The organism is Halomonas sp. (assembly GCF_052095695.1).
Lineage (GTDB): Bacteria > Pseudomonadota > Gammaproteobacteria > Pseudomonadales > Halomonadaceae > Vreelandella.
Genome location: NZ_JBQDLQ010000032.1, coordinates 1 through 20,347 on the forward strand (window position 1 = coordinate 1; position 20,347 = coordinate 20,347).

General features: G+C 51.9%; 19 protein-coding genes and 2 tRNA genes. 19 read left to right on the forward strand and 2 right to left on the reverse strand.

Annotated features, from left to right (window positions below):
- Positions 1-124 precede the first annotated feature (124 nt).
- The 5 genes from ACTH5D_RS08410 (at position 125) to ACTH5D_RS08430 (ending at position 4,452) form a co-directional block, all read left to right on the forward strand.
- Positions 125-199: transfer RNA gene (locus tag ACTH5D_RS08410), tRNA-His, on the forward strand.
- A 35-nt stretch (positions 200-234) separates the two neighbouring features.
- A tRNA-His gene (locus ACTH5D_RS08415) sits at positions 235-309 on the forward strand.
- A gap of 312 nt (positions 310-621) precedes the next feature.
- Positions 622-1,863 carry an NAD(P)/FAD-dependent oxidoreductase gene (locus ACTH5D_RS08420; RefSeq protein ID WP_441670152.1) on the forward strand — a complete coding sequence of 414 codons (1,242 nt, stop codon included), beginning with the start codon at positions 622-624 and terminating at the stop codon, positions 1,861-1,863.
- 201 nt (positions 1,864-2,064) lie between these two features.
- Positions 2,065-3,654 carry a peptide chain release factor 3 gene (locus tag ACTH5D_RS08425; protein ID WP_441670154.1) on the forward strand — a complete coding sequence of 530 codons (1,590 nt, stop codon included), beginning with the start codon at positions 2,065-2,067 and terminating at the stop codon, positions 3,652-3,654.
- A 24-nt stretch (positions 3,655-3,678) separates the two neighbouring features.
- Complete coding sequence (locus ACTH5D_RS08430) at positions 3,679-4,452, forward strand: TatD family hydrolase (protein WP_441670156.1); 774 nt, start codon at positions 3,679-3,681, stop codon at positions 4,450-4,452.
- Here ACTH5D_RS08430 and ygfZ read toward each other — a convergent pair.
- On the reverse strand, positions 4,449-5,420 hold the full coding sequence (ygfZ, locus tag ACTH5D_RS08435) for a CAF17-like 4Fe-4S cluster assembly/insertion protein YgfZ (RefSeq protein WP_441670158.1): 972 nt from the start codon (positions 5,418-5,420) through the stop codon (positions 4,449-4,451). The two genes, ACTH5D_RS08430 and ygfZ, sit on opposite strands and share 4 nt — an antisense overlap.
- A 171-nt stretch (positions 5,421-5,591) precedes the next feature.
- On the opposite strand from ygfZ, the gene ACTH5D_RS08440 reads away from it, so the two are divergent.
- The 8 genes from ACTH5D_RS08440 (at position 5,592) to ACTH5D_RS08475 (ending at position 13,990) form a co-directional block, all read left to right on the forward strand.
- Complete coding sequence (locus ACTH5D_RS08440; protein ID WP_441670160.1) at positions 5,592-5,789, forward strand: hypothetical protein; 198 nt, start codon at positions 5,592-5,594, stop codon at positions 5,787-5,789.
- A complete protein-coding gene (locus tag ACTH5D_RS08445) occupies positions 5,789-6,196 on the forward strand; it encodes an OsmC family protein (RefSeq protein ID WP_441670162.1) in 408 nt (135 codons plus the stop codon). Before ACTH5D_RS08440 ends, ACTH5D_RS08445 begins: the two co-directional genes overlap by 1 nt.
- 38 nt (positions 6,197-6,234) lie before the next feature.
- Positions 6,235-8,256, forward strand: coding sequence for an excinuclease ABC subunit UvrB (gene uvrB / locus ACTH5D_RS08450; protein WP_441670164.1), 2,022 nt, complete (start codon positions 6,235-6,237; stop codon positions 8,254-8,256).
- A 7-nt stretch (positions 8,257-8,263) separates the two neighbouring features.
- Positions 8,264-8,662 (forward strand): DNA-formamidopyrimidine glycosylase family protein, encoded by a 399-nt coding sequence (locus ACTH5D_RS08455; RefSeq protein ID WP_441670166.1) that lies wholly within the window; start codon positions 8,264-8,266, stop codon positions 8,660-8,662.
- A 319-nt stretch (positions 8,663-8,981) separates the two neighbouring features.
- Positions 8,982-10,487, forward strand: a complete 1,506-nt coding sequence (locus tag ACTH5D_RS08460; RefSeq protein ID WP_441670168.1) for a fumarate hydratase — start codon at positions 8,982-8,984, stop codon at positions 10,485-10,487.
- An 81-nt stretch (positions 10,488-10,568) separates the two neighbouring features.
- Positions 10,569-11,987, forward strand: coding sequence for a cardiolipin synthase (cls, locus tag ACTH5D_RS08465; RefSeq protein WP_441670170.1), 1,419 nt, complete (start codon positions 10,569-10,571; stop codon positions 11,985-11,987).
- Positions 11,988-12,050: 63 nt separating this feature from the next.
- Complete coding sequence (locus ACTH5D_RS08470) at positions 12,051-12,968, forward strand: LysR substrate-binding domain-containing protein (RefSeq protein ID WP_235042257.1); 918 nt, start codon at positions 12,051-12,053, stop codon at positions 12,966-12,968.
- 122 nt (positions 12,969-13,090) lie between these two features.
- Positions 13,091-13,990 carry a YihY/virulence factor BrkB family protein gene (locus tag ACTH5D_RS08475; protein ID WP_441670173.1) on the forward strand — a complete coding sequence of 300 codons (900 nt, stop codon included), beginning with the start codon at positions 13,091-13,093 and terminating at the stop codon, positions 13,988-13,990.
- Positions 13,991-14,121: 131 nt separating this feature from the next.
- Here ACTH5D_RS08475 and ACTH5D_RS08480 read toward each other — a convergent pair whose 3' ends face one another.
- Positions 14,122-15,063 carry a D-2-hydroxyacid dehydrogenase gene (locus ACTH5D_RS08480; protein WP_441670175.1) on the reverse strand — a complete coding sequence of 314 codons (942 nt, stop codon included), beginning with the start codon at positions 15,061-15,063 and terminating at the stop codon, positions 14,122-14,124.
- A gap of 217 nt (positions 15,064-15,280) precedes the next feature.
- Here ACTH5D_RS08480 and ACTH5D_RS08485 point away from each other — a divergent pair, with 217 nt between their 5' ends.
- The 6 genes from ACTH5D_RS08485 (at position 15,281) to ybgC (ending at position 20,312) form a co-directional block, all read left to right on the forward strand.
- The gene (locus ACTH5D_RS08485) at positions 15,281-15,580 is read left to right on the forward strand and encodes an FmdB family zinc ribbon protein (RefSeq protein WP_441670177.1); all 300 of its coding nucleotides are present in this window, start codon (positions 15,281-15,283) and stop codon (positions 15,578-15,580) included.
- Between the two features lie 66 nt (positions 15,581-15,646).
- A complete protein-coding gene (aspS, locus tag ACTH5D_RS08490; RefSeq protein ID WP_441670179.1) occupies positions 15,647-17,428 on the forward strand; it encodes an aspartate--tRNA ligase in 1,782 nt (593 codons plus the stop codon).
- A gap of 95 nt (positions 17,429-17,523) precedes the next feature.
- Positions 17,524-18,072, forward strand: a complete 549-nt coding sequence (gene ruvC / locus ACTH5D_RS08495) for a crossover junction endodeoxyribonuclease RuvC (RefSeq protein ID WP_441670181.1) — start codon at positions 17,524-17,526, stop codon at positions 18,070-18,072.
- Positions 18,073-18,174: 102 nt separating this feature from the next.
- Positions 18,175-18,783 (forward strand): Holliday junction branch migration protein RuvA, encoded by a 609-nt coding sequence (ruvA, locus tag ACTH5D_RS08500; RefSeq protein WP_441670183.1) that lies wholly within the window; start codon positions 18,175-18,177, stop codon positions 18,781-18,783.
- An 81-nt stretch (positions 18,784-18,864) separates the two neighbouring features.
- Positions 18,865-19,902 carry a Holliday junction branch migration DNA helicase RuvB gene (ruvB, locus tag ACTH5D_RS08505; RefSeq protein WP_441670185.1) on the forward strand — a complete coding sequence of 346 codons (1,038 nt, stop codon included), beginning with the start codon at positions 18,865-18,867 and terminating at the stop codon, positions 19,900-19,902.
- Positions 19,899-20,312: a tol-pal system-associated acyl-CoA thioesterase gene (ybgC, locus tag ACTH5D_RS08510; RefSeq protein ID WP_441670187.1), complete on the forward strand. Its 414-nt coding sequence runs from the start codon at positions 19,899-19,901 to the stop codon at positions 20,310-20,312. The genes ruvB and ybgC overlap by 4 nt, the downstream gene beginning before the upstream one ends.
- Positions 20,313-20,347: the final 35 nt, after the last annotated feature.

Here is a 20,347-nt window from a genome sequence, read left to right on the forward strand (position 1 = left end):
AGCAACGGCCTTCTAAGCCGTAGGTTGCGGGTTCGATTCCTGCTGGGCGTGCCACCGTGTTCAGTGGTATTAACCTGTCAGAATCCTATCTTCAATCACGCTTGTTTACGTAAGATTGTCTTTGGTGGGTGTAGCTCAGGGGTAGAGCCCCGGATTGTGATTCCGGTGGTCGTGGGTTCAAATCCCATCATCCACCCCAATGACAATGTTTGCGTTCCCAGTTTTTAGGTTGTGGTGGGTGTAGCTCAGTGGTAGAGCCCCGGATTGTGATTCCGGTGGTCGTGGGTTCAAGCCCCATCATCCACCCCATTGCCACATTGATATATTCTTCATTTTTACTTTATTTTGAAGCCCTTAATTGGGTTTTTTGCGTTTTTGTTTTTCGATTTTTTGTCTTTTGCATTGAGAGCAGAAATGCGGCGAGAAAAGTGATGTTGGCTAGCTTGCCTACAGTAATAATAGCCATTGGCCATTCTTTGGTAGCATTAATTGCTAATTATGTAGGTGAAAAGAGAGTTTTAAGCTCTGTCAGCGCCCTTTGTTTAGTGATATTTTTCAATAAGTTATTTTTAACCTCTGTTGGTAGCAGTAATTCCTAATTCGCAAAGGGAGTAGATCACGATGGCGCGTCAAACGGTGGTTTTAGGGGCAGGCATGGTGGGTGTCTGTATTGCCTGGCATCTGCGTCAGCGTGGATATGATGTCACCCTGGTGGACCGCCTTCAGCCGGGTCGAGAAACATCATTTGGCAATGCCGGTATTATTCAGCGTGAAGCCGTCAGGCCTTATCCTTTTCCGCGTGACGCTAAGACACTGCTAAGCGTTCTGCCCAATCGCAGAATAGACATACGCTATCGACCAGCGGGCATGTTCAACGCTGTCTTTCCTTTGTTACGGTACTGGATGAACTCGGCACCGAAAACGTACCAAAAAATTGTTCCGGAATACGCGTCGCTAATCCAGCTGTCGCTACAAACGCATGGGCCGATGATTGATGCCGCTGGCGCGGATCATTTGGTGCGCCGTCAGGGGTGGCTTGAGCTTTACCGCTCGGCCGACAGGTTAGCCGCTCGTATAAAAGATGCTGAAGAGGCGCGTAACCTTTACGGCGTCCAGTTCGAGCAGTTGGGCCGGGCTGCCCTTCTGGAAAAAGAGCCCTCGTTGAGCGACAGCATTATTGGTGCGATCCACTGGCTCGACCCGTGGACGGTGGCTGACCCGGGCGCGCTGGTAGCCGCGTACGCAAATGCATTTAGTCAGGATGGCGGGCGCATACTGCAAGCTGATATTGAGTCTGTGCAGCAAATGGGCGAGCGTTGGCAGGTAACCACCGCCGGTGAGGTGCTAGAAGCCGATGAGGTAGTCGTTGCTTTGGGGCCGTGGACAGGTAACTGGTTAAAGTCGTTGGGCTATCACTTCCCGACCTTTGTAAAGCGTGGCTACCATATGCATTACGCCACACAGGCTCCGGCTAAGCTCAACTACTGGTTAATGGATGCAGAGGTTGGCTACTTGCTCGCGCCAATGGATGCGGGTGTGCGGCTCACAACGGGGGCACAGCTTGATCGTTTAGAAGCGCTGGCCGACGCTAAGCAACTCGATGCTGCAGAAAAAGTAGCCCGCAGCGTATTTCCGTTAGGCGAGCGGCGTGATGACGCTCCTTGGAAAGGCGCGCGGCCTTGTCTTCCCGACATGAAGCCGGTCATTGGTCCGGCGCCCCGTCACCCCGGCCTATGGCTCGCTTTTGGCCATGGGCATCAAGGATTTACCCTCGGCCCAGCCACGGGCCAACTGTTGGCGGATATGATGGAAGGCAAAGAGACAGCTATCGATATGGCCCCGTTTCGTGCAGGCCGCTTCTAAATTCAGGTGTTCAAACAAGTATTTTAAAAACGCTGACCCTGTCAGCGTTTTTTTTTGGCTATCTATTAGGTGGCCCGGCCTTGACGCCACCCGCGACAACAGCAGCCTCCAAGCGTTACAATTAGTGCAATGGACATTGCTCAACGCGCGGTGATCGTGAAATAGAAAGCTGCGCTGAGACTACATATTTAAAGAGGCACAATGAAAGACACTCATTTAGCCCGTGAAGCTGAGCTTCGCAGGACATTCGCTATTATCTCGCACCCTGATGCCGGTAAAACCACGATCACCGAAAAAATGCTGCTGTTTGGAAACGCCATCCAGCTAGCCGGCTCGGTTAAGAGTAAGCGTAATGACCGCCACGCTACCTCGGACTGGATGAAGATGGAGCAGGAGCGGGGTATTTCAGTAACGACCTCGGTGATGCAATTTCCTTACGGGGGTCGCATCGTCAATCTGTTGGATACGCCCGGACACGAAGACTTCTCTGAAGATACTTACCGCACACTAACGGCGGTCGACTCTGCATTAATGATAATTGATGGTGCCAAGGGCGTTGAAGATCGCACCATTAAGCTGATGGAGGTATGTCGGCTACGTACCACGCCGATTTTAACGTTTATCAATAAGATGGACCGCGATACCCGCGACCCTATTGAGGTCATGGATGAAGTAGAAACGGTTCTAAATATCCAGTGTGCGCCAATGACCTGGCCAATTGGTATGGGGCGTCACTTCAAGGGCGTTTATCATCTTTATAACGACGTCATCCATCTCTACACCCAGGGCCAAGGTAGCCGAATTCCCGATGATAAGCGTATTGAAGGCCTGCATAGCCCCGAGGTAGATGCGGCGCTGGGAGAAGAGCAGGCCGAAGAGCTGCGCATGGAAGTTGAGCTGGTTCGTGGCGCTTCTCATGAGTTTGATCTGGAGGCTTATCGCCGTGGCGATTTATCGCCCGTTTATTTCGGCACTGCGATGGGCAACTTTGGCGTGCGCGAAATGCTTGACGGTTTTGTTGAGTATGCGCCGCCACCTCAAGCGCATCAAACCGACACGCGTGACGTCATTGCGGATGATGATCGATTTACCGGCTTCGTGTTTAAGATCCAGGCCAACATGGATCCCAATCACCGGGACCGTATTGCGTTCTTGCGGGTATGTTCTGGCAAGTACGAAAAGAACATGAAGATGCGCCACGTGCGAATAGGTAAAGACGTCAAGATTGCCGATGCGCTGACGTTCATGGCTTCTGATCGCGCTCACGTGGAAGAAGCGTGGCCCGGCGACATTATTGGTCTGCACAACCACGGGACTATTCAGATAGGCGATACGTTTACCGTTGGCGAAGATATGCGCTTTACCGGTATTCCCCACTTTGCTCCTGAACTATTTAAGCGCGTGCGGCTAAAAGACCCCCTGAAGATGAAAGCGCTTCAAAAAGGCTTGCAGCAGCTGTCTGAAGAAGGCGCAACGCAGGTATTTATGCCGATGGATAATAACGATCTGATTCTCGGCGCCGTAGGTACTCTGCAGTTTGATGTTGTTGCCCATCGTCTAAAGGAAGAGTACAAGGTCGACTGCCTGTACGAAGGGGTCAATGTACAGACGGCGCGCTGGGTCTATTGTGAAGACGCCAAGAAGCTAGAAGAATTCAAGCGTAAGGCCAGCACCCACTTGGCGATCGATGGGGGTGGCTATCTTACTTACATTGCGCCGACCCGGGTGAATCTTCAAATGACCCAAGAGCGATGGCCAGACATCCGCTTTCAGCCAACGCGCGAACACTAGTTTTTTATATGTCTAGGCAGCTCTATGCTGATTGATGCTCACTGCCATCTCGACTTCCCTCAGTTCGATCATGACCGAGCAGAGGTGTTTGAGGCCGCGAAGGCAGTGGGCGTTTCGCGCTTTGTCATTCCTGGTACAACCCGAGATCGCTGGCAGCATGTGCTGGCGCTTGCCGAGCGCGATGACACGTCAGCTTGCGTGGGCTTGCATCCTTACTTTGTGGCGCAGCATCAAGAAGCGGACCTTGCCGCACTTGATCAACTATTCATTAAGCATCCAGAAATCGTGGCGGTGGGCGAGTGCGGTATTGATGCTCGCTTTGAAGCGACTATTGATGCCCAGTGGCACTACTTTGATGCTCAGTTAAGGATGGCTCAGAAACACGCTTTGCCCATCGTGGTTCACTGTGTGCATGCTAATGACTCCGTTGCTAAGCGCCTTGGCCAGTTTGCGCTGCCTAAAGCAGGCCTGATTCACGCCTTTTCTGGTTCAATTGAGCAAGCTCAGAGGTTTTTAGCGCTTGGTTTCAAGCTAGGCTTAGGTGGGGCGGTGACCTATGAGCGCGCTAAGCGATTACAGCGCATGGTAAAAGCACTGCCCGATGACGCCTTTATGCTCGAAACCGATAGCCCCGATATGCCATTAAATGGCTACCAGGGCATACGTAATGAGCCAAGTAGGCTAGTCGATGTTTGCCATGCGGTGGCTAGGCTACGCGGGCAAACAGCCGAGCAGGTCGCGGGGCAAACCAGTGCTGTCGTCGCAACGCTATTTGGGTTGCCGAACATGCAGTCTTAGCTGTTAAGGCTGACCGCTAGCTGCTCGGGATCTACGCGTTCAATCGGGTAGGGCAGCGGTAAAAGGGTGGCGGGTAGTCCTGACAAAAAGATGGGCGTCATTTCTTCGGCGCTTTTAGTGCTCATAACCGCCAGCAGCTCAATGCCACCTAGCGAGTCCGGTGCGCTGATCACCACTTCGCCTACCGATTTATCGTCACTATTAACCAAGCTGGCGCCCGCTTCTGGCAGCGCTGTTGTCTCGACGCTGACGCGCATCAGGCGCTTTTTAACCTGGCCCCGGAAGTGTGCTCTCGCGACGACTTCTTGGCCGGTGTAGCAACCCTTTTTAAAGCTAATCCCGCCAAGCGCCTCCCAGTTTATCATCTGGGGCAGGAAGTGATCCTGCTGAGCATCGGTTAGCCACGCTAAGCCACTGCGGATATCTTCAAGCTGCCAAGCATTACGGCCTGCATCGTCATCTTGTATGGCCACGCTAGCGTCATTGTTGGTGTTGTCGAAACAGAATATAAAGCGCGGTGTCTCACCTAGACACTGCAAACTTAGAGCCAGCCCGCTGTTATAGTGGGTGCCGACGTTGTCGGGAAGCTGCAGTCCGAGCTGATCCGCCAGTGCCTGAGCACCTTCGCTTGCACCGATAAAGGTTAGCTGAGGCTGCAGAATCAGTTCCGTGCGATAAAAAGCAGCGAACTTTTTAAGATGACTGGCTAAGCTATCGACTAATGTTGTGCTCAGCAGCAGGCGGAAATGCTCATTGCTCAAACGCAGCAGTTGGGCATTAGCTAGCATTCGCCCCTTTGGCGTACAGAAACAGGTGAGCGGTGCAAAGCGTCCATCGGCCAGGCTGACCTGAGCGCTGGTTTGTCCTTGAAGGAATTTTTCTGCATCGACGCCTTTTACATCCAGTGCCGCTAAATGGGTTAGGCGGACGCAGCCAAGGGCGGGGGTGCTAGAGGGAACGGTCGCCATAAAAACTCCTAAAGAAAATGGTAAGGTGCCAGCGTATAACATACGTACTAATATGCCATTTACTGCGGGCGCAGTGCATCAATTGCAAGGCACTATTAGCGTGCTAAGCTCTTCGTTTGATATCAGCTTTGCACAGTTTATCAGGTGTTGATCAACAGGTAAGGAAGCGGTATGGCGCAGCAATCATTAACATTTCAGCATGTTAAAACGGTCGATCAGGTTAATAAAATTACCACGTCGCTTATGATGCTTGAAGGCGTCGACAGTGCTGAGGTGGGAAGGCATGGCGCCGAGGTGGATGGCCGAGCATCGCGTCAAACGCTTATTAACGCGATTGAAAAACTTAAGCTGGGCGTAAAGGTGTCTTAATGCATATGCCGATTACCATTATCAGTGAACGCAACAACGTTTTTAGGCAGCGCATTGAGGTCAATGGCCTAGAGGATATGTATGCCGATGTGCCGGCCATTGTTGGCGGTGATGGTAGCGCACCGGACCCCCATGACTATTTCGATATTGCCTTAGGCACCTGCAAGGCGATAACGGTGTCGATGTACGCCAAGCGTAAAGAGTGGCCGCTTGAGGGAATTACCGTCACCGTGCAGCGAGAGGATAGCCAGGAAAAAAAAGGTATCTATAAGTTAGATGTCGCATTAACGCTGCAGGGTATTGATGACCCGGATCAGCGTGCCAGGCTGGAAGATATTAGCCACCGTTGCCCCATCCAGCGCTTGATGACTGAGTCCACCGTCGAGATCGCCACACGGCTTGTTTAGTTTGTTTTTAGCTAATTCCCCCTTTTTTTGGAGTCACGATGAGCAAAGCCTTTCGATTGCAGTCTAAATTTCAGCCTGCAGGCGATCAGCCCGCCGCTATTAAAGGGCTGATTAGTGGCCTGGAATCAGGGCTTGCCCATCAGACGCTGCTCGGGGTTACGGGGTCGGGTAAAACCTTCACTATGGCAAATGTGGTTGAGCAGCAGCAGCGGCCAACGATTGTCATGGCGCCGAATAAGACGCTCGCTGCCCAGCTTTACGGTGAGTTTAAGTCTTTTTTCCCTGATAACGCGGTAGAGTATTTCGTCTCTTACTACGATTATTATCAGCCTGAAGCCTATGTGGCGGCATCCGATACGTTTATCGAGAAAGATGCATCGATTAATGACCATATCGAGCAGATGCGTCTTTCAGCCACCAAGGCGCTACTTGAGCGACGTGATGCGCTAATTGTGGTGTCCGTGTCGGCTATTTACGGCCTGGGTGATCCCGAGCAATATCTGAAAATGCGCCTTCATTTCTCCCGCGGTGAGCTGATTGACCAGCGCGCCTTTTTACGTCGCTTGGCCGAGCTACAGTACACCCGCAATGATATGGATTTCCGACGCGGTACTTACCGCGTTCGTGGCGACGTCATCGATGTCTTCCCCGCTGATTCTGAGGAGGAGGCGGTGCGAATCGAGCTGTTCGACAATGAAATCGACACGATTCGCATGTTTGATCCGCTAACCGGTGCCGTCCATGGCGAGGTGGCGCGCATGACCATCTACCCAAAATCGCATTACGTTACGCCACGGGAAACGATTTTAGGCGCCATCGATGACATTAAAGGGGAGCTCAAAGAGCGTTTAGAGTGGATGCGCAAGCACGAACGATTGGTGGAGGCCCAGCGTTTGGAACAGCGTACGCTTTACGATATAGAAATGATGCTTGAACTCGGTTATTGCAACGGTATTGAAAACTACTCGCGTTACCTTTCCGGGCGTGCACCGGGCGAGCCGCCGCCGACCTTCTTTGACTATTTGCCAGACGACGCACTGCTGTTTATCGATGAATCTCACGTCAGCGTACCGCAGGTCGGTGGGATGTATAAAGGCGATCGTTCACGTAAAGAGACACTGGTCGAGTACGGATTTAGGCTGCCCTCAGCGCTGGATAATCGGCCCATGAAGTTTGAGGAGTGGGAGGCGATTTCACCGCAAACTATTTTTGTCTCCGCCACCCCTGGTCGTTATGAAGCTGAACACACCGGTCAAACGGTTGAGCAAGTGGTGCGCCCCACCGGCCTGCTTGATCCTGAAATTGAGGTGCGCCCAGCCAGCACTCAGGTAGACGATCTGCTCTCGGAGATTGGGCTGCGCACCGCGGCGGGTGAGCGCGTATTGGTCACCACGCTGACTAAGCGTATGTCAGAAGATCTAACGGATTACTTTGATGAGCACGGCATTCGAGTGCGTTATTTACACTCGGACATCGATACCGTGGAGCGGGTAGAGATTATCCGCGATTTGCGCTTGGGTAAGTTTGACGTGCTAGTGGGTATCAACCTGTTACGCGAAGGCCTCGATATTCCGGAAGTTTCGCTTGTGGCAATTTTGGATGCTGATAAAGAGGGCTTCTTGCGCTCTGAGCGCTCGTTGATACAGACCATCGGCCGCGCCGCTCGTAATGCGCATGGTAAAGCTATTTTGTACGGAGACCGTATAACCGACTCAATGCGCAAGGCCATTGATGAAACGGATAGGCGGCGCGCTAAGCAAACAGAGCATAACGAAGAGCATGGTATTACGCCGACAACGGTGACTCGTTCGGTCGCCGATATTCTTGAAGCGGCGCAAGCGCCTGGTAAGAAAAGCAGCCGCCGCGGTAATGAGCGAAAAGTGGCTGAGTCAGTCGCTGACTATGATATCGCCAGTATGAGTAAGCATGATCTCGCGGGTGCGATTAACAAGCTCGAAGATGCAATGTTTGAAGCAGCGCAAAATCTGGAGTTTGAAGAGGCGGCGCGTCTTCGCGACCAGCTGCATCAAATGAAGGAAAAACAGCTGGTATTGGGATAGGAGGTGTATGCCGGAAGGACCCGAAATTCGCCGTGCGGCAGACCGTGTACAGCAGCAGATAGGCGAGCGTGAGATAGACGCTGCTTGGTTTGCTTTCCCACAGCTTGCTGAGCAGGCCGCATCTCTTGTTGGTGCGCGTGTTACGCGGGTTGATACGTGGGGCAAGGCGATGTTGATCCGATTGAGTGATCGGCGCGCGCTGTATTCGCACAACCAGCTGCACGGTGCTAGGAAACAGCATGATGCCGATCAACCGCTTGACACAAAGCGCACGCTGCACGTTAGATTGACGGCGCAAGGGCGTAGCGCAAGCCTTTACAGTGCCTCTGATATTTCCCTTTGGCAAAAGGATAATCTCGCGCAGCATTCGTTTTTATCTCGGCTGTCGCCGTCCAGCAACGCCTAAATCTTAAGCCGTTCCACAAACATAACTTAGGGGCGCTGTTGCTTGATCAGGGGTGGCGAGGTTATCCAGCGGATCACGGTAGGTTCAAGGCGGCTGTATCTACGCCCGCGCTGCCAGTCGAGTTAACTTTTTAATATTTATACCGTTATCTTGAGTGTTTGCACCGACTTTTTACACCCTAAACTACGTTGCCACTGGTATCGCTAGGGATGCTGCCGCGTGAGGGGCAATACGGTATACTTGGCTCACGCTAAGACGGCACTTTCGCAGTTGCGAAAGAAAGCCGCTGACTAGACGATAACCTAGGAGCTGTTAGTCCATGACCGTGATTCGCCAGGACGACGTTATTCAAAGCGTTGCCGATGCTCTGCAGTACATCTCTTACTATCATCCTAAAGATTTTATTGACGCCATGGCAGCCGCCTATGAGCGTGAAGAAAACCCCGCTGCGAAAGATGCCATTGCGCAAATTCTGATTAATTCACGCATGTGCGCCACAGGCCATCGTCCTATTTGTCAGGATACCGGTATTGTCACCGTGTTCGTTCATGTGGGTATGAACGTAACGTGGGAGGCGAACATGAGCTTGGACGACATGGTGAACGAAGGTGTTCGTCGTGCTTACCTGTTGCCGGATAATATCCTGCGCGCCTCGGTGCTGGCAGATCCCGACGGCAAGCGAGCCAACACCAAAGACAACACCCCGGCAATTATTCATCACTCGATTGTGCCTGGCGACAGCGTTGATATTCATGTGGCCGCGAAGGGTGGTGGTAGTGAGGCCAAGTCTAAATTCGCCATGCTGAATCCTTCAGATAGCGTGGTGGACTGGGTGATGGAGCAGCTGCCGAAGATGGGCGCCGGCTGGTGCCCGCCCGGTATGCTGGGTATTGGCATTGGTGGCACCGCTGAAAAAGCCATGCTAATTGCTAAAGAAGCGCTGCTTGATCCTATCGATATACAAGACCTACAGGCCCGCGGGCCGAGCAATCGTGCTGAAGAGCTTCGCTTAGAGCTGTTTGATAAGGTCAATAAGAGTGGTATTGGCGCGCAGGGCTTAGGTGGTCTAACTACGGTCTTGGATATTAAAGTGAGGGACTACCCAACTCACGCGGCTAACAAGCCGGTCGCGATTATTCCTAACTGTGCGGCCACTCGCCATGCTCACTTTACTCTGGACGGCTCAGGCCCTGCGGTGCTTGACGCGCCGAAGCTGGAAGATTGGCCAGAAATTACTCGTGAAGCCGGCGAGAACGTCAAGCGTGTTAATCTCGATACTGTCACCCCAGCCGAAGTCAAAACATGGCAGCCGGGCGATACGCTATTGTTAAACGGAAAGCTGTTAACTGGCCGAGACGCCGCTCATAAGCGCATGATAGATATGTTGGCAAATGGCGAGTCCTTGCCAGTGGATATGAAAGGGCGGTTTATCTACTACGTCGGGCCGGTTGATCCGATTGGCGACGAGGTGGTTGGCCCCGCAGGACCTACCACGGCAACACGGATGGATAAATTTACTCGTACAATGCTGGAAGAAACAGGCTTGCTCGGCATGGTCGGTAAGGCAGAGCGTGGCCAAACGGCCATTGATGCCATTCGCGACAACAAAGCGGTTTATCTGATGGCCGTTGGCGGGTCTGCTTATCTCGTCGCACAGGCAATTAAAAAATCGCGGGTAGTCGGTTTCGAAGATTTGGGCATGGAGGCTATTTACGAATTTGAAGTTGAAGATATGCCTGTGACCGTTGCTGTGGATAGCCAGGGCACATCGGTGCATCAAACGGGACCGGCTAAGTGGAAAGAGATTATTGCTCAGTCTGCGTAGTAGAGAAGAATGGTTGATTGGGCTTTAAAATGAAAAGGGCCTCGCTTGCGGCGAGGCCCTTGCCTATATAAGGACGTAGCTATGGCCTCTTGGTTATTAGGGACCAGCATTTTATTGATACATCTGTTAGGCATTGTGTCGGCCATCATGGCACTGATGTCTAGCCGTACTTCTCAAGGAGCGGTAGCGTGGATTATATCGCTGCTTACTTTTCCCTATGTTGCACTTCCAGCCTATTGGTTTTTTGGTCGACCGCGGTTCTACGGCTACGTATCGGCCCGCGGGCAGCGTGACACCGTACTGCGTCGGGTATTAGTTCGTTATCGAGCTAATGTGCAGCCCTACGTGGCACCTTCGAGCAGTGCTGATGTTCAGGCCGTTGAGCAGCTGGCCATGATGCCATTGACGCGCGGCAATCAAGCGACGCTATTGGTCAACGGTCATGCCGCGTTTGAGAGCCTTTTTGACGGCATTGATCGCGCCGAAAACTATGTGTTGATACAGTTTTTTATCGTGCGCAACGATGCGCTGGGCCAGCGCTTGTTAAGCCATCTGCAGCGTGCGGCTAAGCGTGGCGTGCGGGTTTATTTTCTTTATGATGAAGTGGGTAGCCGCAAATTAAACGAGGGCTATCTGGGGGATTTAACGCGTGAAGGCGCGTCAGCCAGTGCCTTTCGGTCATCGCGTGGATTTAAACATCGATTTCAGCTCAACTTCCGTAACCACCGCAAAGTCACGGTCGTTGACGGCAAAGAGGGCTGGGTAGGTGGGTTAAACGTGGGTATCGAATACCTAGGTGAGGATCCGCGGCACGGTGCCTGGCGCGACACGCATTTAAAGTTGCAGGGACCCAGCGTATTGGGCTTGCAAGAGGCCTTCTGGGAAGACTGGCATTGGGCAACGGACGAAGTGATTAGCCTGAACTGGATAGCCGATACGTCTACAGCAACCGACCATCATGTCGTCATAGTGCCTTCTGGCCCCGCTGACCGCCAAGACACTGCCAGCCTGTTAGTGCAGCAGGTTATTCATAGTGCGAAACACCGCCTGTGGGTCACTAGCCCTTATTTTGTACCGGATCAAGGCGTTCAGGATGCGTTGCGCCTAGCGGCGATGCGGGGTGTAGACGTGCGCGTGATGATTCCTGAGCGACCTGATCATTTATTAGTATTCTTGTCAGCGTTTTCATTCTTGCCTGACATGTTAAGAGCAGGCGTTAAAATATACCGTTACCTACCGGGGTTTCTGCACCAAAAAGTAATGCTTGTAGATGAAGATGCAGCCACAGTAGGAACTATTAATTTAGATAATCGCTCGTTTCGATTAAATTTTGAAATCACCGCATTTATACCTAGTCCCGAGTTTGCTGCCAGCGTCGCGGTGATGTTAGAAAGTGATTTTGAACAGTGCCGCCGGGTAACAATGGATGAAATTAATCAGCGTTCAATATGGATGAAAGTGGTTTCTCGGGCAGCTTACTTAACGGCTCCTGTCCAATAGTGCAGGTAACTCTGATAATAAAAGCAACTCTGCGTGGATGACGAGTAGAACAAGGAGTCATGGGTGAATCTTGAAACAAAATGGCTGGAAGATTTTGTAGCACTTGCCGGCACACGCAGCTTCTCGGCCTCGGCGCGCCAGCGACACGTTACGCAGCCGGCTTTTAGTCGGCGTATTCGTGCGCTGGAACAAGCGGTTGATGTAACCTTGGTAGATCGCTCAACAACACCCGTTGGGCTAACGCCCGAAGGCCAACTTTTTTTAGTTACAGCGCGAAACCTTGTCGAGCAGTTGAACGAATCGCTAAGCCATTTACGTGGTTTGTCTATTGCTAATGAAGCCTTGGATATCGTCGCGGCGCACTCTTTAGCGTTGAGCTTTTATCCTCCGTGGATTTCTCGGTTACAAAAAGGCCTTGGGGAGCTGCCCACTCGTTTAGTTGCCATGAACGTAGGAGAGGCTATTCACGTATTGCGCGAGGGTAACTGCGATTTAATGCTCGCTTACTACGATCCTTTTGCCACTATGCAGCTGGATGCTGAAGTATTTCCGTCTTTTTCAATCGGCAAGGTTAATATGCTGCCCGTTTCATTACCAGACGAGCAGGGCAAACCGCTATTTTCATTGCAGCATGACGCTTCCATTCCTTATCTTTCCTATACTCAAGGCGCATTTTTGGGCCGGACAGTACGCATGCTGCTCAAAAATGATCCGCTGCGAATGAAGTTACGCACTGTCTATGAAACCGCCATGGCCGAAGGCCTGAAAGGAATGGTTCTACAGGGGGCTGGTGTGGCGTGGATACCTGATTTTTGTATTCGCGAAGAGTTGAAAAGTGGACGCTTGGTCAGAGCCGGTGAGCAGCATTGGGATATCCCGCTTGAGATTCGCCTATATCGCTGTTCTATGGTCCACAAGCCTGGTGTTGAGCGGTTGTGGCGGCAGATGGTGAAGCTACCGCGGGACTTTCTACAAGCATAAGCTTTGCCGCGTAAAGATGACATGCCACGTGTCAGAAAACTGCGTTAAACGCTGTGGTTCGGTATGCTAGCATAACGATAAGCCTTATAAAACGCGTATAAACGATTACATGGGAAGTGAATATGATTAAAAAAACGGCAACCTTCTGGTGGAACGTAGTGCAAGATGCCGTTTCATTATGGCTGGAACGAAATGCGTTTAGCTATGCAGGCTCGCTCGCTTTTTATACGTTGTTCTCATTGGCACCTACTATCATCATTGCGGTGACGGTTATCGGCGTTGTGTTGGGGGAAGAGGCCGCCCAGGGTCAAATAGTGGCTCAGCTGCAGGGTACCTTAGGAACTGATGCCGCATCGGCCATTGAGCAAGCCGTCGCACAATCGAGAATTGAAGAGTCAGGTTTGCTGCCGACGCTACTCGGTTTCATTGCATTGATGGTTGGTGCGACGACTGTGTTTGCGCAAATGCAGTTTTCGCTCAACACTATTTGGGGCGTAACGGCGAAGCCGACGTCTAATAGCGCATTTGTATTTATTAAAAATCGTCTGCTATCGCTCACTGTGGTGTTATCTATCGGTTTTATCTTACTGGTTTCATTAGCTATGGGTGTAGTGGTGAGGGGGATGCTCCAAGCCGCCGACAATCTCGTGCCCTATGCGAGTTTTTTGACGATGTCACTTGAGTCATTAATTTCATTTGGTGTCGTAATTTTATTATTTGCTACTATTTTCAAGGTGTTGCCCGATGTCGTGCTGCGCTGGCAGGATGTGTTTATTGGCGCGGTCGTGACTGCAGTGCTATTTACATTGGGCCGCAGTGTCATCGCAATTTATCTAGCCTATACGGCAACGGCATCAACATATGGCGCAGCCGGGTCGGTGGTGATGATTTTACTTTGGGTCTACTACAGTTCATTGATTTTGCTTTTCGGAGCTGCCTTTACCCGATCTTTGCTGTTGCGTCGTGGTCGGCCATTAATTCCGCGCAATAGCGCGGTGCTTATCAAACAAGAGTACGTTTAAATAGCCCCCAGTACAGCGCATTCACCTCAGTAGTGTGGCTCATCCAGGTTTTGTAATGGCACTCTGGATGATCGCCACGCCCCTAGTGCCGTTCAGGTATCTCAGCCTGGGAAGTGATTTTCAGGTGTTTTTCACTGAGATGTTTTCCATTCGCTAATATTGTTTGCCGTTAGACTCACAATGTTTTGTCTGGCTTCGGGTGTGACCCAGGCATTGTGTGGAGTGACAATCAAATTAAGCGGTTCGGCGAGCGCGTCAAGCAGTAGATGCCCGTCTCTGGGAGGTTCTGCCGGCAGTACGTCAACCGCCAGTCCGCCTAGTTTACCGCTGCGTAGCGCGTCTAGTGCAGCAATCTCGTCAATCATGCCGCCTCGGGCGCAGTTAATCAGTAGCAGCGATGGTTTGGCCTTAGCCAGGCGCTCCCTGTTAATCAAATGCTTAGTAGCGTCGCTAAGCGGGCAATGCAAGCTAATAACGTCAGCATCCGCAATCAGATCATCAAGGGACGGGCGTTTGTCGTTTGTCTCATTGCCCGGGCGGGCGGTAAAGGAGACTTTTACTCCAAACGCTTGCGCTAAACGAGCAACTTCAGAGCCCAGTTCGCCTTGTCCAACCATGACTAAATGTTTGCCTGAAAGCTGTAGCGTAGGATAGTCCTGCAGACAGAAAAAATCGCTGTTCTGCCACTCACCTGCGGCCACGTCGCGCTGATAAAGGGGGAGACGATTGGCTAGCGAGAGCATGAGCATTAAAGTGTGCTGCGAAACGCTGGCAGTACCGTACGCCGCTACGTTTTTGACCTCAATGTTATTAGCTTTGGCCATCTCAAGGTCAATATTATTAAGGCCCGTTGCCAGTACACATATCAGCCGCAGCTTGGGCAGCTGTTGCAGCGTTTTTGCGTCGAGAACGACTTTGTTTACAATTGCTATATCCGCTTCAGCAAGGCGTTCAGCCGCCTGCTGTGTCGAGCTCTGCTCAAACACCTCAAGGTGAGAAACCGACTCACGAATGGCGGCTAAGTCAATCTGGGGGCCTAGGCTCTTAGCATCTAATATCACTGCGTGGGGCATTTTTTTATCTCCATAAACTGCCTTGGGCTGCATAATCTTGCTTGGCAGGGGGCACAAAAGGGTATAATAACGGCGCTTGATCAACCGCAGCCTTGGAATTTATCCCGACTGGCCACATATTGGCAGCTCGGCAGCGTTTATTTTTGCTACTTTCTGTCAGAAACGCGTCTTTCAGAACTGAACCTGTCAGCGTTGAGCTTTATAAGGAGCCATCAACATGCCTATCTATGAATATGAGTGCAAGGCCTGCGGCCATCGTATGGAAAAACTGCAGAAGATTAGTGCTGATCCTTTGAAGGATTGTCCAGCGTGTCATAGCGATGGTTTAGCCCGCTTGGTATCCGCGGCAGGGTTTCGCTTGGCCGGCGGCGGTTGGTATGAAACCGATTTTAAAACGGGTAGCAAAAAGAATTTAGTCGCTGATGGCAAAACGGCATCGACAGATGCTGGTAAAACCAGTGATACCAGTGCTACCTCTAAGAGCGCTACTCCTAAAGACAAGGGCGCCGCGGCATAGCCGAGGCTGCCAGGGTTGGGACGACCCGCGACACATTAATTGCCACGTAACAGAACAGGATTTGACATGCGCAGCCATTATTGCGGCCAGCTGAATGAAACTTTGGTGGATCAAACGGTTACGGTATGCGGATGGGTTCACCGCCGCCGTGACCACGGTGGAGTAATTTTCCTCGACATGCGCGACCGCGATGGTATCGCTCAGTTCGTGGTCGACCCCGATACCGCCGATGCGTTTGCTCATGCCGACCGCGCTCGCAGCGAGTACGTCCTGCGCATTACAGGCCGCGTGCGGTTGCGTCCAGAAGGCACTCAAAATGCCAACATGCCGACGGGCATGATTGAAGTGTTAGCAAAAGATGTTGAAGTGCTTAACGCGGCAATTACACCGCCTTTCATGCTTGATGAGCATGGAAAAGTGGGCGAAGAAGTGCGTTTAAAGTATCGCTACATCGATCTGCGTCGTCCTGACATGATTGAGAAGCTGCGTCTGCGTTCACGTATTTCTCACAACGTGCGTGCCTATCTTGAAGGTCAGGGGTTTTTGGATATCGAAACCCCAGTGCTGACACGTGCCACGCCAGAAGGTGCGCGTGACTATCTAGTGCCTAGCCGCACGCATGCCGGTAGTTTCTTTGCATTGCCGCAGTCGCCTCAGCTGTTTAAGCAGCTTTTGATGGTGGCCGGCTTTGATCGCTACTATCAAATTGCTAAATGTTTCCGTGATGAAGATTTACGTGCTGATCGTCAGCCTGAATTTACCCAGATTGATATTGAGGCATCGTTTGTAGACGAGAACGATATCATGGGGATTGCTGAAACCATGATTCGTCAGCTGTTCCAAGAAGTATTGAGCGCTGAGCTTCCTGAGTTCCCGCGAATGACGTGGCAAGAAGCGATGAATCGCTTTGGCTCTGATAAGCCTGACTTGCGCATCCCGCTTGAACTGACCGACGTTGATGACCTAATGCAGCAGGTCGATTTCAAAGTCTTTTCTGGTCCAGCCAGTGCCAATGATGGCCGTGTAGCGGCGCTCAAAGTGCCCGGCGGTGCCAAGCTGTCGCGTAAAGAGATTGATGAGTACACCAAGTTTGTTGGCATTTATGGTGCTAAAGGCTTGGCATGGATTAAGGTCAACGAGCGCGCTAAAGGGCTTGAGGGTCTGCAGTCACCGATCGTCAAGTTTATGGAAAATATCGTCGAAGAGCTGCTTGATCGCGTAGGCGCAGAAGATGGCGATATTATTTTCTTCGGTGCAGATAAGGCGCGAATCGTCAACGAAGCCATTGGCGCGCTGCGTGTCAAGCTGGGCGCTGACCTGGAGCTTTACACCCAGGAATGGGCACCGCTTTGGGTTGTCGACTTCCCCATGTTTGAGACCGATGACAGTGGTCGTTTAAGCCCGCTGCACCACCCGTTTACGGCACCTTCGTGCACGCCAGAGGAGCTCAAGGCTGACCCGGCTAAAGCGCTTTCACGGGCTTATGACATGGTGCTTAATGGTACCGAGCTCGGTGGCGGCTCTATTCGTATTCATGACCAAGCCATGCAGAGCACCGTATTTGATATTCTTGGCATTGGTGAAGAAGAGGCGCAAGAGAAGTTCGGCTTCTTGCTGGATGCGCTTCAATATGGCGCACCCCCGCATGGCGGCTTAGCGTTTGGCCTGGACCGTTTGGTGATGCTGATGGTCGGTGCTAAGACTATTCGCGAAGTGATTGCTTTCCCGAAAACCCAAAGCGCGGCCTGTTTAATGACCAATGCGCCGGGTGAAGTCAGTCCAGAGCAGCTGAAAGATCTCCACATCCGCCTACGTCAAAAAGTTAAGGCGGAAACAGCCGCAGAATAAAGCGGTTGTATCGTTGATCAGCACCGACGCTACGGCGTCGGTGTTTTTGTATGCTGCTCTGATAGTTAGGCCTAATCCACTCGAGTATCGCTGTCATGGATGAAAGTAAGCCTGCTGTACCCATACGCATTCTGGGCATTGATCCTGGCTCTCGCGTGACGGGTTACGGTGTTATTGATGTGATTGGCGTCAAGCCTCGCTACATAGCGAGCGGCTGTATCCGTACTGCTGACGGCGCTTTAGAGCAACGCTTGGCACAAATTTATGCAGGGCTCAGCGAAGTCGTCGGTTTGCACAAGCCTTCTCAAGTAGCCATTGAGCGTGTTTTTATGGCTAAAAATCCGGACTCAGCGCTTAAACTGGGTCAGGCAAGAGGGGCCGCATTAGTCTGTATGGCAAATCACGGGTTAAGCCTTGCCGAGTATGCCGCACGACAAATCAAACAGTCGGTGACGGGCCAGGGTGGTGCTGATAAAGCACAAGTGCAGCATATGGTAACGGCTATTTTACAGCTCTCGGCCACCCCGCAAGCAGATGCTGCCGATGCGCTTGCCATTGCGTTAACCCATGCCTACAGCGCAACGGGACTTACTGGCACTGTGACGCGGGGGCGCAGCCGCTCTACGGGGCGCTGGCGTCTTTAAATCGATCATATGCAAAGCCTTACCACTGGTCATCTGTACATAGTCACTTTATAGTAAGCGGCTGTTTTACCCTATCGTTTTCACCCGAGCGCGAGCGACTTTATGATTGGACGTCTGAGTGGCCAGTTACTGGCAAAGCAACCGCCTTGGATCGTGATCGACGTTCATGGCGTAGGTTACGAGCTAGAAACGTCAATGAACACGTTGGTAGCATTACCTGCCGTCGGGGGAAGCGTTTCGTTATTCACACATCTAACCATTCGTGACGACGCTCATCTGCTGTACGGTTTTGGAAGAGAGCACGAGCGTGCTCTGTTTCGAGCACTGATAAAGGTGAACGGCGTGGGGCCTAAGCTGGCATTAGCGATTTTGTCGGGCATGGACGAAGATGCCTTTATGCGCTGCGTCCGAGACGATGATAGTAAGGCGCTAACCAAGCTGCCAGGCGTGGGTAAAAAAACCGCCGAGCGGCTTATTATCGAAATGCGCGACCGCTTTCCAGAGTGGGAAGATGGTAGCAATGCATTACTGCCTCTTGAGGCTACCAATGGCGGGGGCTCTGCACGAGACAACCTCGCCGATGCGGAGGCCGCATTGGTAAGTTTGGGGTATAAACTCACTGAAGCATCAAAAATGTTGGCGGACATAGACTCTAATCAGTCGACGGAGGCGCTTATTAAAGCCGCGCTGACGCAGCGAATGAATGGCTAGCCGTACAAGCTGGGCATAAACCGTTATTGAATTTACGATTAAAAAACGCACTTAAAAAATGCACTTAAAAAAAGAGCACTTATGCTAGAACACGATCGGCTGATCGCCGCTGAGCCTGAGCAAGGTGAGGTGCGCATTGATTACGCAATTCGCCCCAAGCGGCTGGATGAGTATATTGGCCAGCCCCGCGTTCGCGAACAGCTGGAAATCTTCATTGGCGCCGCTCGGTTACGTGAAGAGAGCCTAGATCATACGCTGGTGTTCGGGCCGCCGGGGTTAGGTAAAACCACGCTGGCTCATATTATCGCCGCCGAGATGGGGGTGGGTATGAAATCTACCTCCGGGCCAGTACTTGAACGTGCCGGCGACTTAGCCGCTATGCTGACCAATCTAGAGCCTGGCGACGTGCTTTTTATCGATGAAATTCACCGCCTTTCCCCCGTGGTCGAAGAAGTCTTGTATCCCGCCATGGAAGATTTTCAGCTGGATATCATGATTGGGGAAGGCCCCGCTGCGCGTTCCATAAAGCTAGACCTTCCTCGTTTCACTTTGGTCGGCGCCACCACCCGTGCAGGCTTATTAACCTCACCACTGCGCGACCGGTTTGGCATTGTTCAGCGTCTTGAGTTTTACAACCTGGAAGAGCTTACCGAAATTGTTTCGCGCTCAGCGCGCCTACTCGGCGTAGAAACCAGCCACGAGGGGGCTGTTGAAGTGGCGCGTCGTTCACGAGGAACGCCTCGTATAGCTAATCGCCTATTGCGCCGTGTGCGCGATTACGCCGAAATGAAGGGTAACGGTATGGTTGATGTAGCAATCGCAGACGCAGCACTCAATATGCTCAATGTAGATCACCATGGGCTAGATCATATGGACCGGCGGCTCTTGCTGGCCATGATCGATAAATTCGATGGCGGCCCGGTGGGTATTGATTCATTAGCCGCAGCGATTAGCGAAGAGCGAGACACCATAGAAGATGTGATTGAGCCTTATCTTATTCAGCAAGGTTTAATCATGCGTACACCTCGCGGGCGCGTCGTCACACGTCAGGCGTGGCTGCATTTTGAGCGCGTTCCTCACGAACAGGCGACCGATATAGAAGGGGAGCGTCGCCCGTGAGTCTGTCTAACGTTGCTAGTTATCGTCTGCCGCTACGTGTTTATATGGAAGATACGGATGCAGGCGGCATTGTTTACTACGTTAACTATTTAAAGTTTATGGAGCGTGCGCGCAGTGAGTGGCTACGCGAACTAGGCTTTAATCAGCAAACGCTGCTAGACGAAGGTACACAGCTAGTGGTATACCGCTTGGCCTGTGATTATGCAAAGCCAGCCAGTTTGGACGATGCGTTGGAAATTAGTGCGCAGGTGACAAACGTTGGGCGTTGCCGGATGACATTTGAGCAGCAAGTTTGGCGCGCTGAGGAACTCCTATGCACCGCCACAGTCGAGATAGCATGCTTGAGTAAAGAGCGTTTACGGCCAAAAGCTTGGCCGCCAGCGCTTAAGATTTTGATACAGGCCTCTTAACCAAGAGGCCATTCACTGCGTCGGAAATACCGACC

Excerpts from the sequence above, each read along its gene's own strand:
- ACTH5D_RS08420 (WP_441670152.1), top strand. The coding sequence starts at position 622 with ATGGCGCGTCAAACGGTGGTTTTAGGGGCAGGCATGGTGGGTGTCTGT.
- ACTH5D_RS08425 (WP_441670154.1), top strand. The coding sequence starts at position 2,065 with ATGAAAGACACTCATTTAGCCCGTGAAGCTGAGCTTCGCAGGACATTC.
- ACTH5D_RS08430 (WP_441670156.1), top strand. The coding sequence starts at position 3,679 with ATGCTGATTGATGCTCACTGCCATCTCGACTTCCCTCAGTTCGATCAT.
- ygfZ (WP_441670158.1), bottom strand. The coding sequence starts at position 5,420 with ATGGCGACCGTTCCCTCTAGCACCCCCGCCCTTGGCTGCGTCCGCCTA.
- ACTH5D_RS08440 (WP_441670160.1), top strand. The coding sequence starts at position 5,592 with ATGGCGCAGCAATCATTAACATTTCAGCATGTTAAAACGGTCGATCAG.
- ACTH5D_RS08445 (WP_441670162.1), top strand. The coding sequence starts at position 5,789 with ATGCATATGCCGATTACCATTATCAGTGAACGCAACAACGTTTTTAGG.
- uvrB (WP_441670164.1), top strand. The coding sequence starts at position 6,235 with ATGAGCAAAGCCTTTCGATTGCAGTCTAAATTTCAGCCTGCAGGCGAT.
- ACTH5D_RS08455 (WP_441670166.1), top strand. The coding sequence starts at position 8,264 with ATGCCGGAAGGACCCGAAATTCGCCGTGCGGCAGACCGTGTACAGCAG.
- ACTH5D_RS08460 (WP_441670168.1), top strand. The coding sequence starts at position 8,982 with ATGACCGTGATTCGCCAGGACGACGTTATTCAAAGCGTTGCCGATGCT.
- cls (WP_441670170.1), top strand. The coding sequence starts at position 10,569 with ATGGCCTCTTGGTTATTAGGGACCAGCATTTTATTGATACATCTGTTA.
- ACTH5D_RS08475 (WP_441670173.1), top strand. The coding sequence starts at position 13,091 with ATGATTAAAAAAACGGCAACCTTCTGGTGGAACGTAGTGCAAGATGCC.
- ACTH5D_RS08480 (WP_441670175.1), bottom strand. The coding sequence starts at position 15,063 with ATGCCCCACGCAGTGATATTAGATGCTAAGAGCCTAGGCCCCCAGATT.
- ACTH5D_RS08485 (WP_441670177.1), top strand. The coding sequence starts at position 15,281 with ATGCCTATCTATGAATATGAGTGCAAGGCCTGCGGCCATCGTATGGAA.
- aspS (WP_441670179.1), top strand. The coding sequence starts at position 15,647 with ATGCGCAGCCATTATTGCGGCCAGCTGAATGAAACTTTGGTGGATCAA.
- ruvC (WP_441670181.1), top strand. The coding sequence starts at position 17,524 with ATGGATGAAAGTAAGCCTGCTGTACCCATACGCATTCTGGGCATTGAT.
- ruvA (WP_441670183.1), top strand. The coding sequence starts at position 18,175 with ATGATTGGACGTCTGAGTGGCCAGTTACTGGCAAAGCAACCGCCTTGG.
- ruvB (WP_441670185.1), top strand. The coding sequence starts at position 18,865 with ATGCTAGAACACGATCGGCTGATCGCCGCTGAGCCTGAGCAAGGTGAG.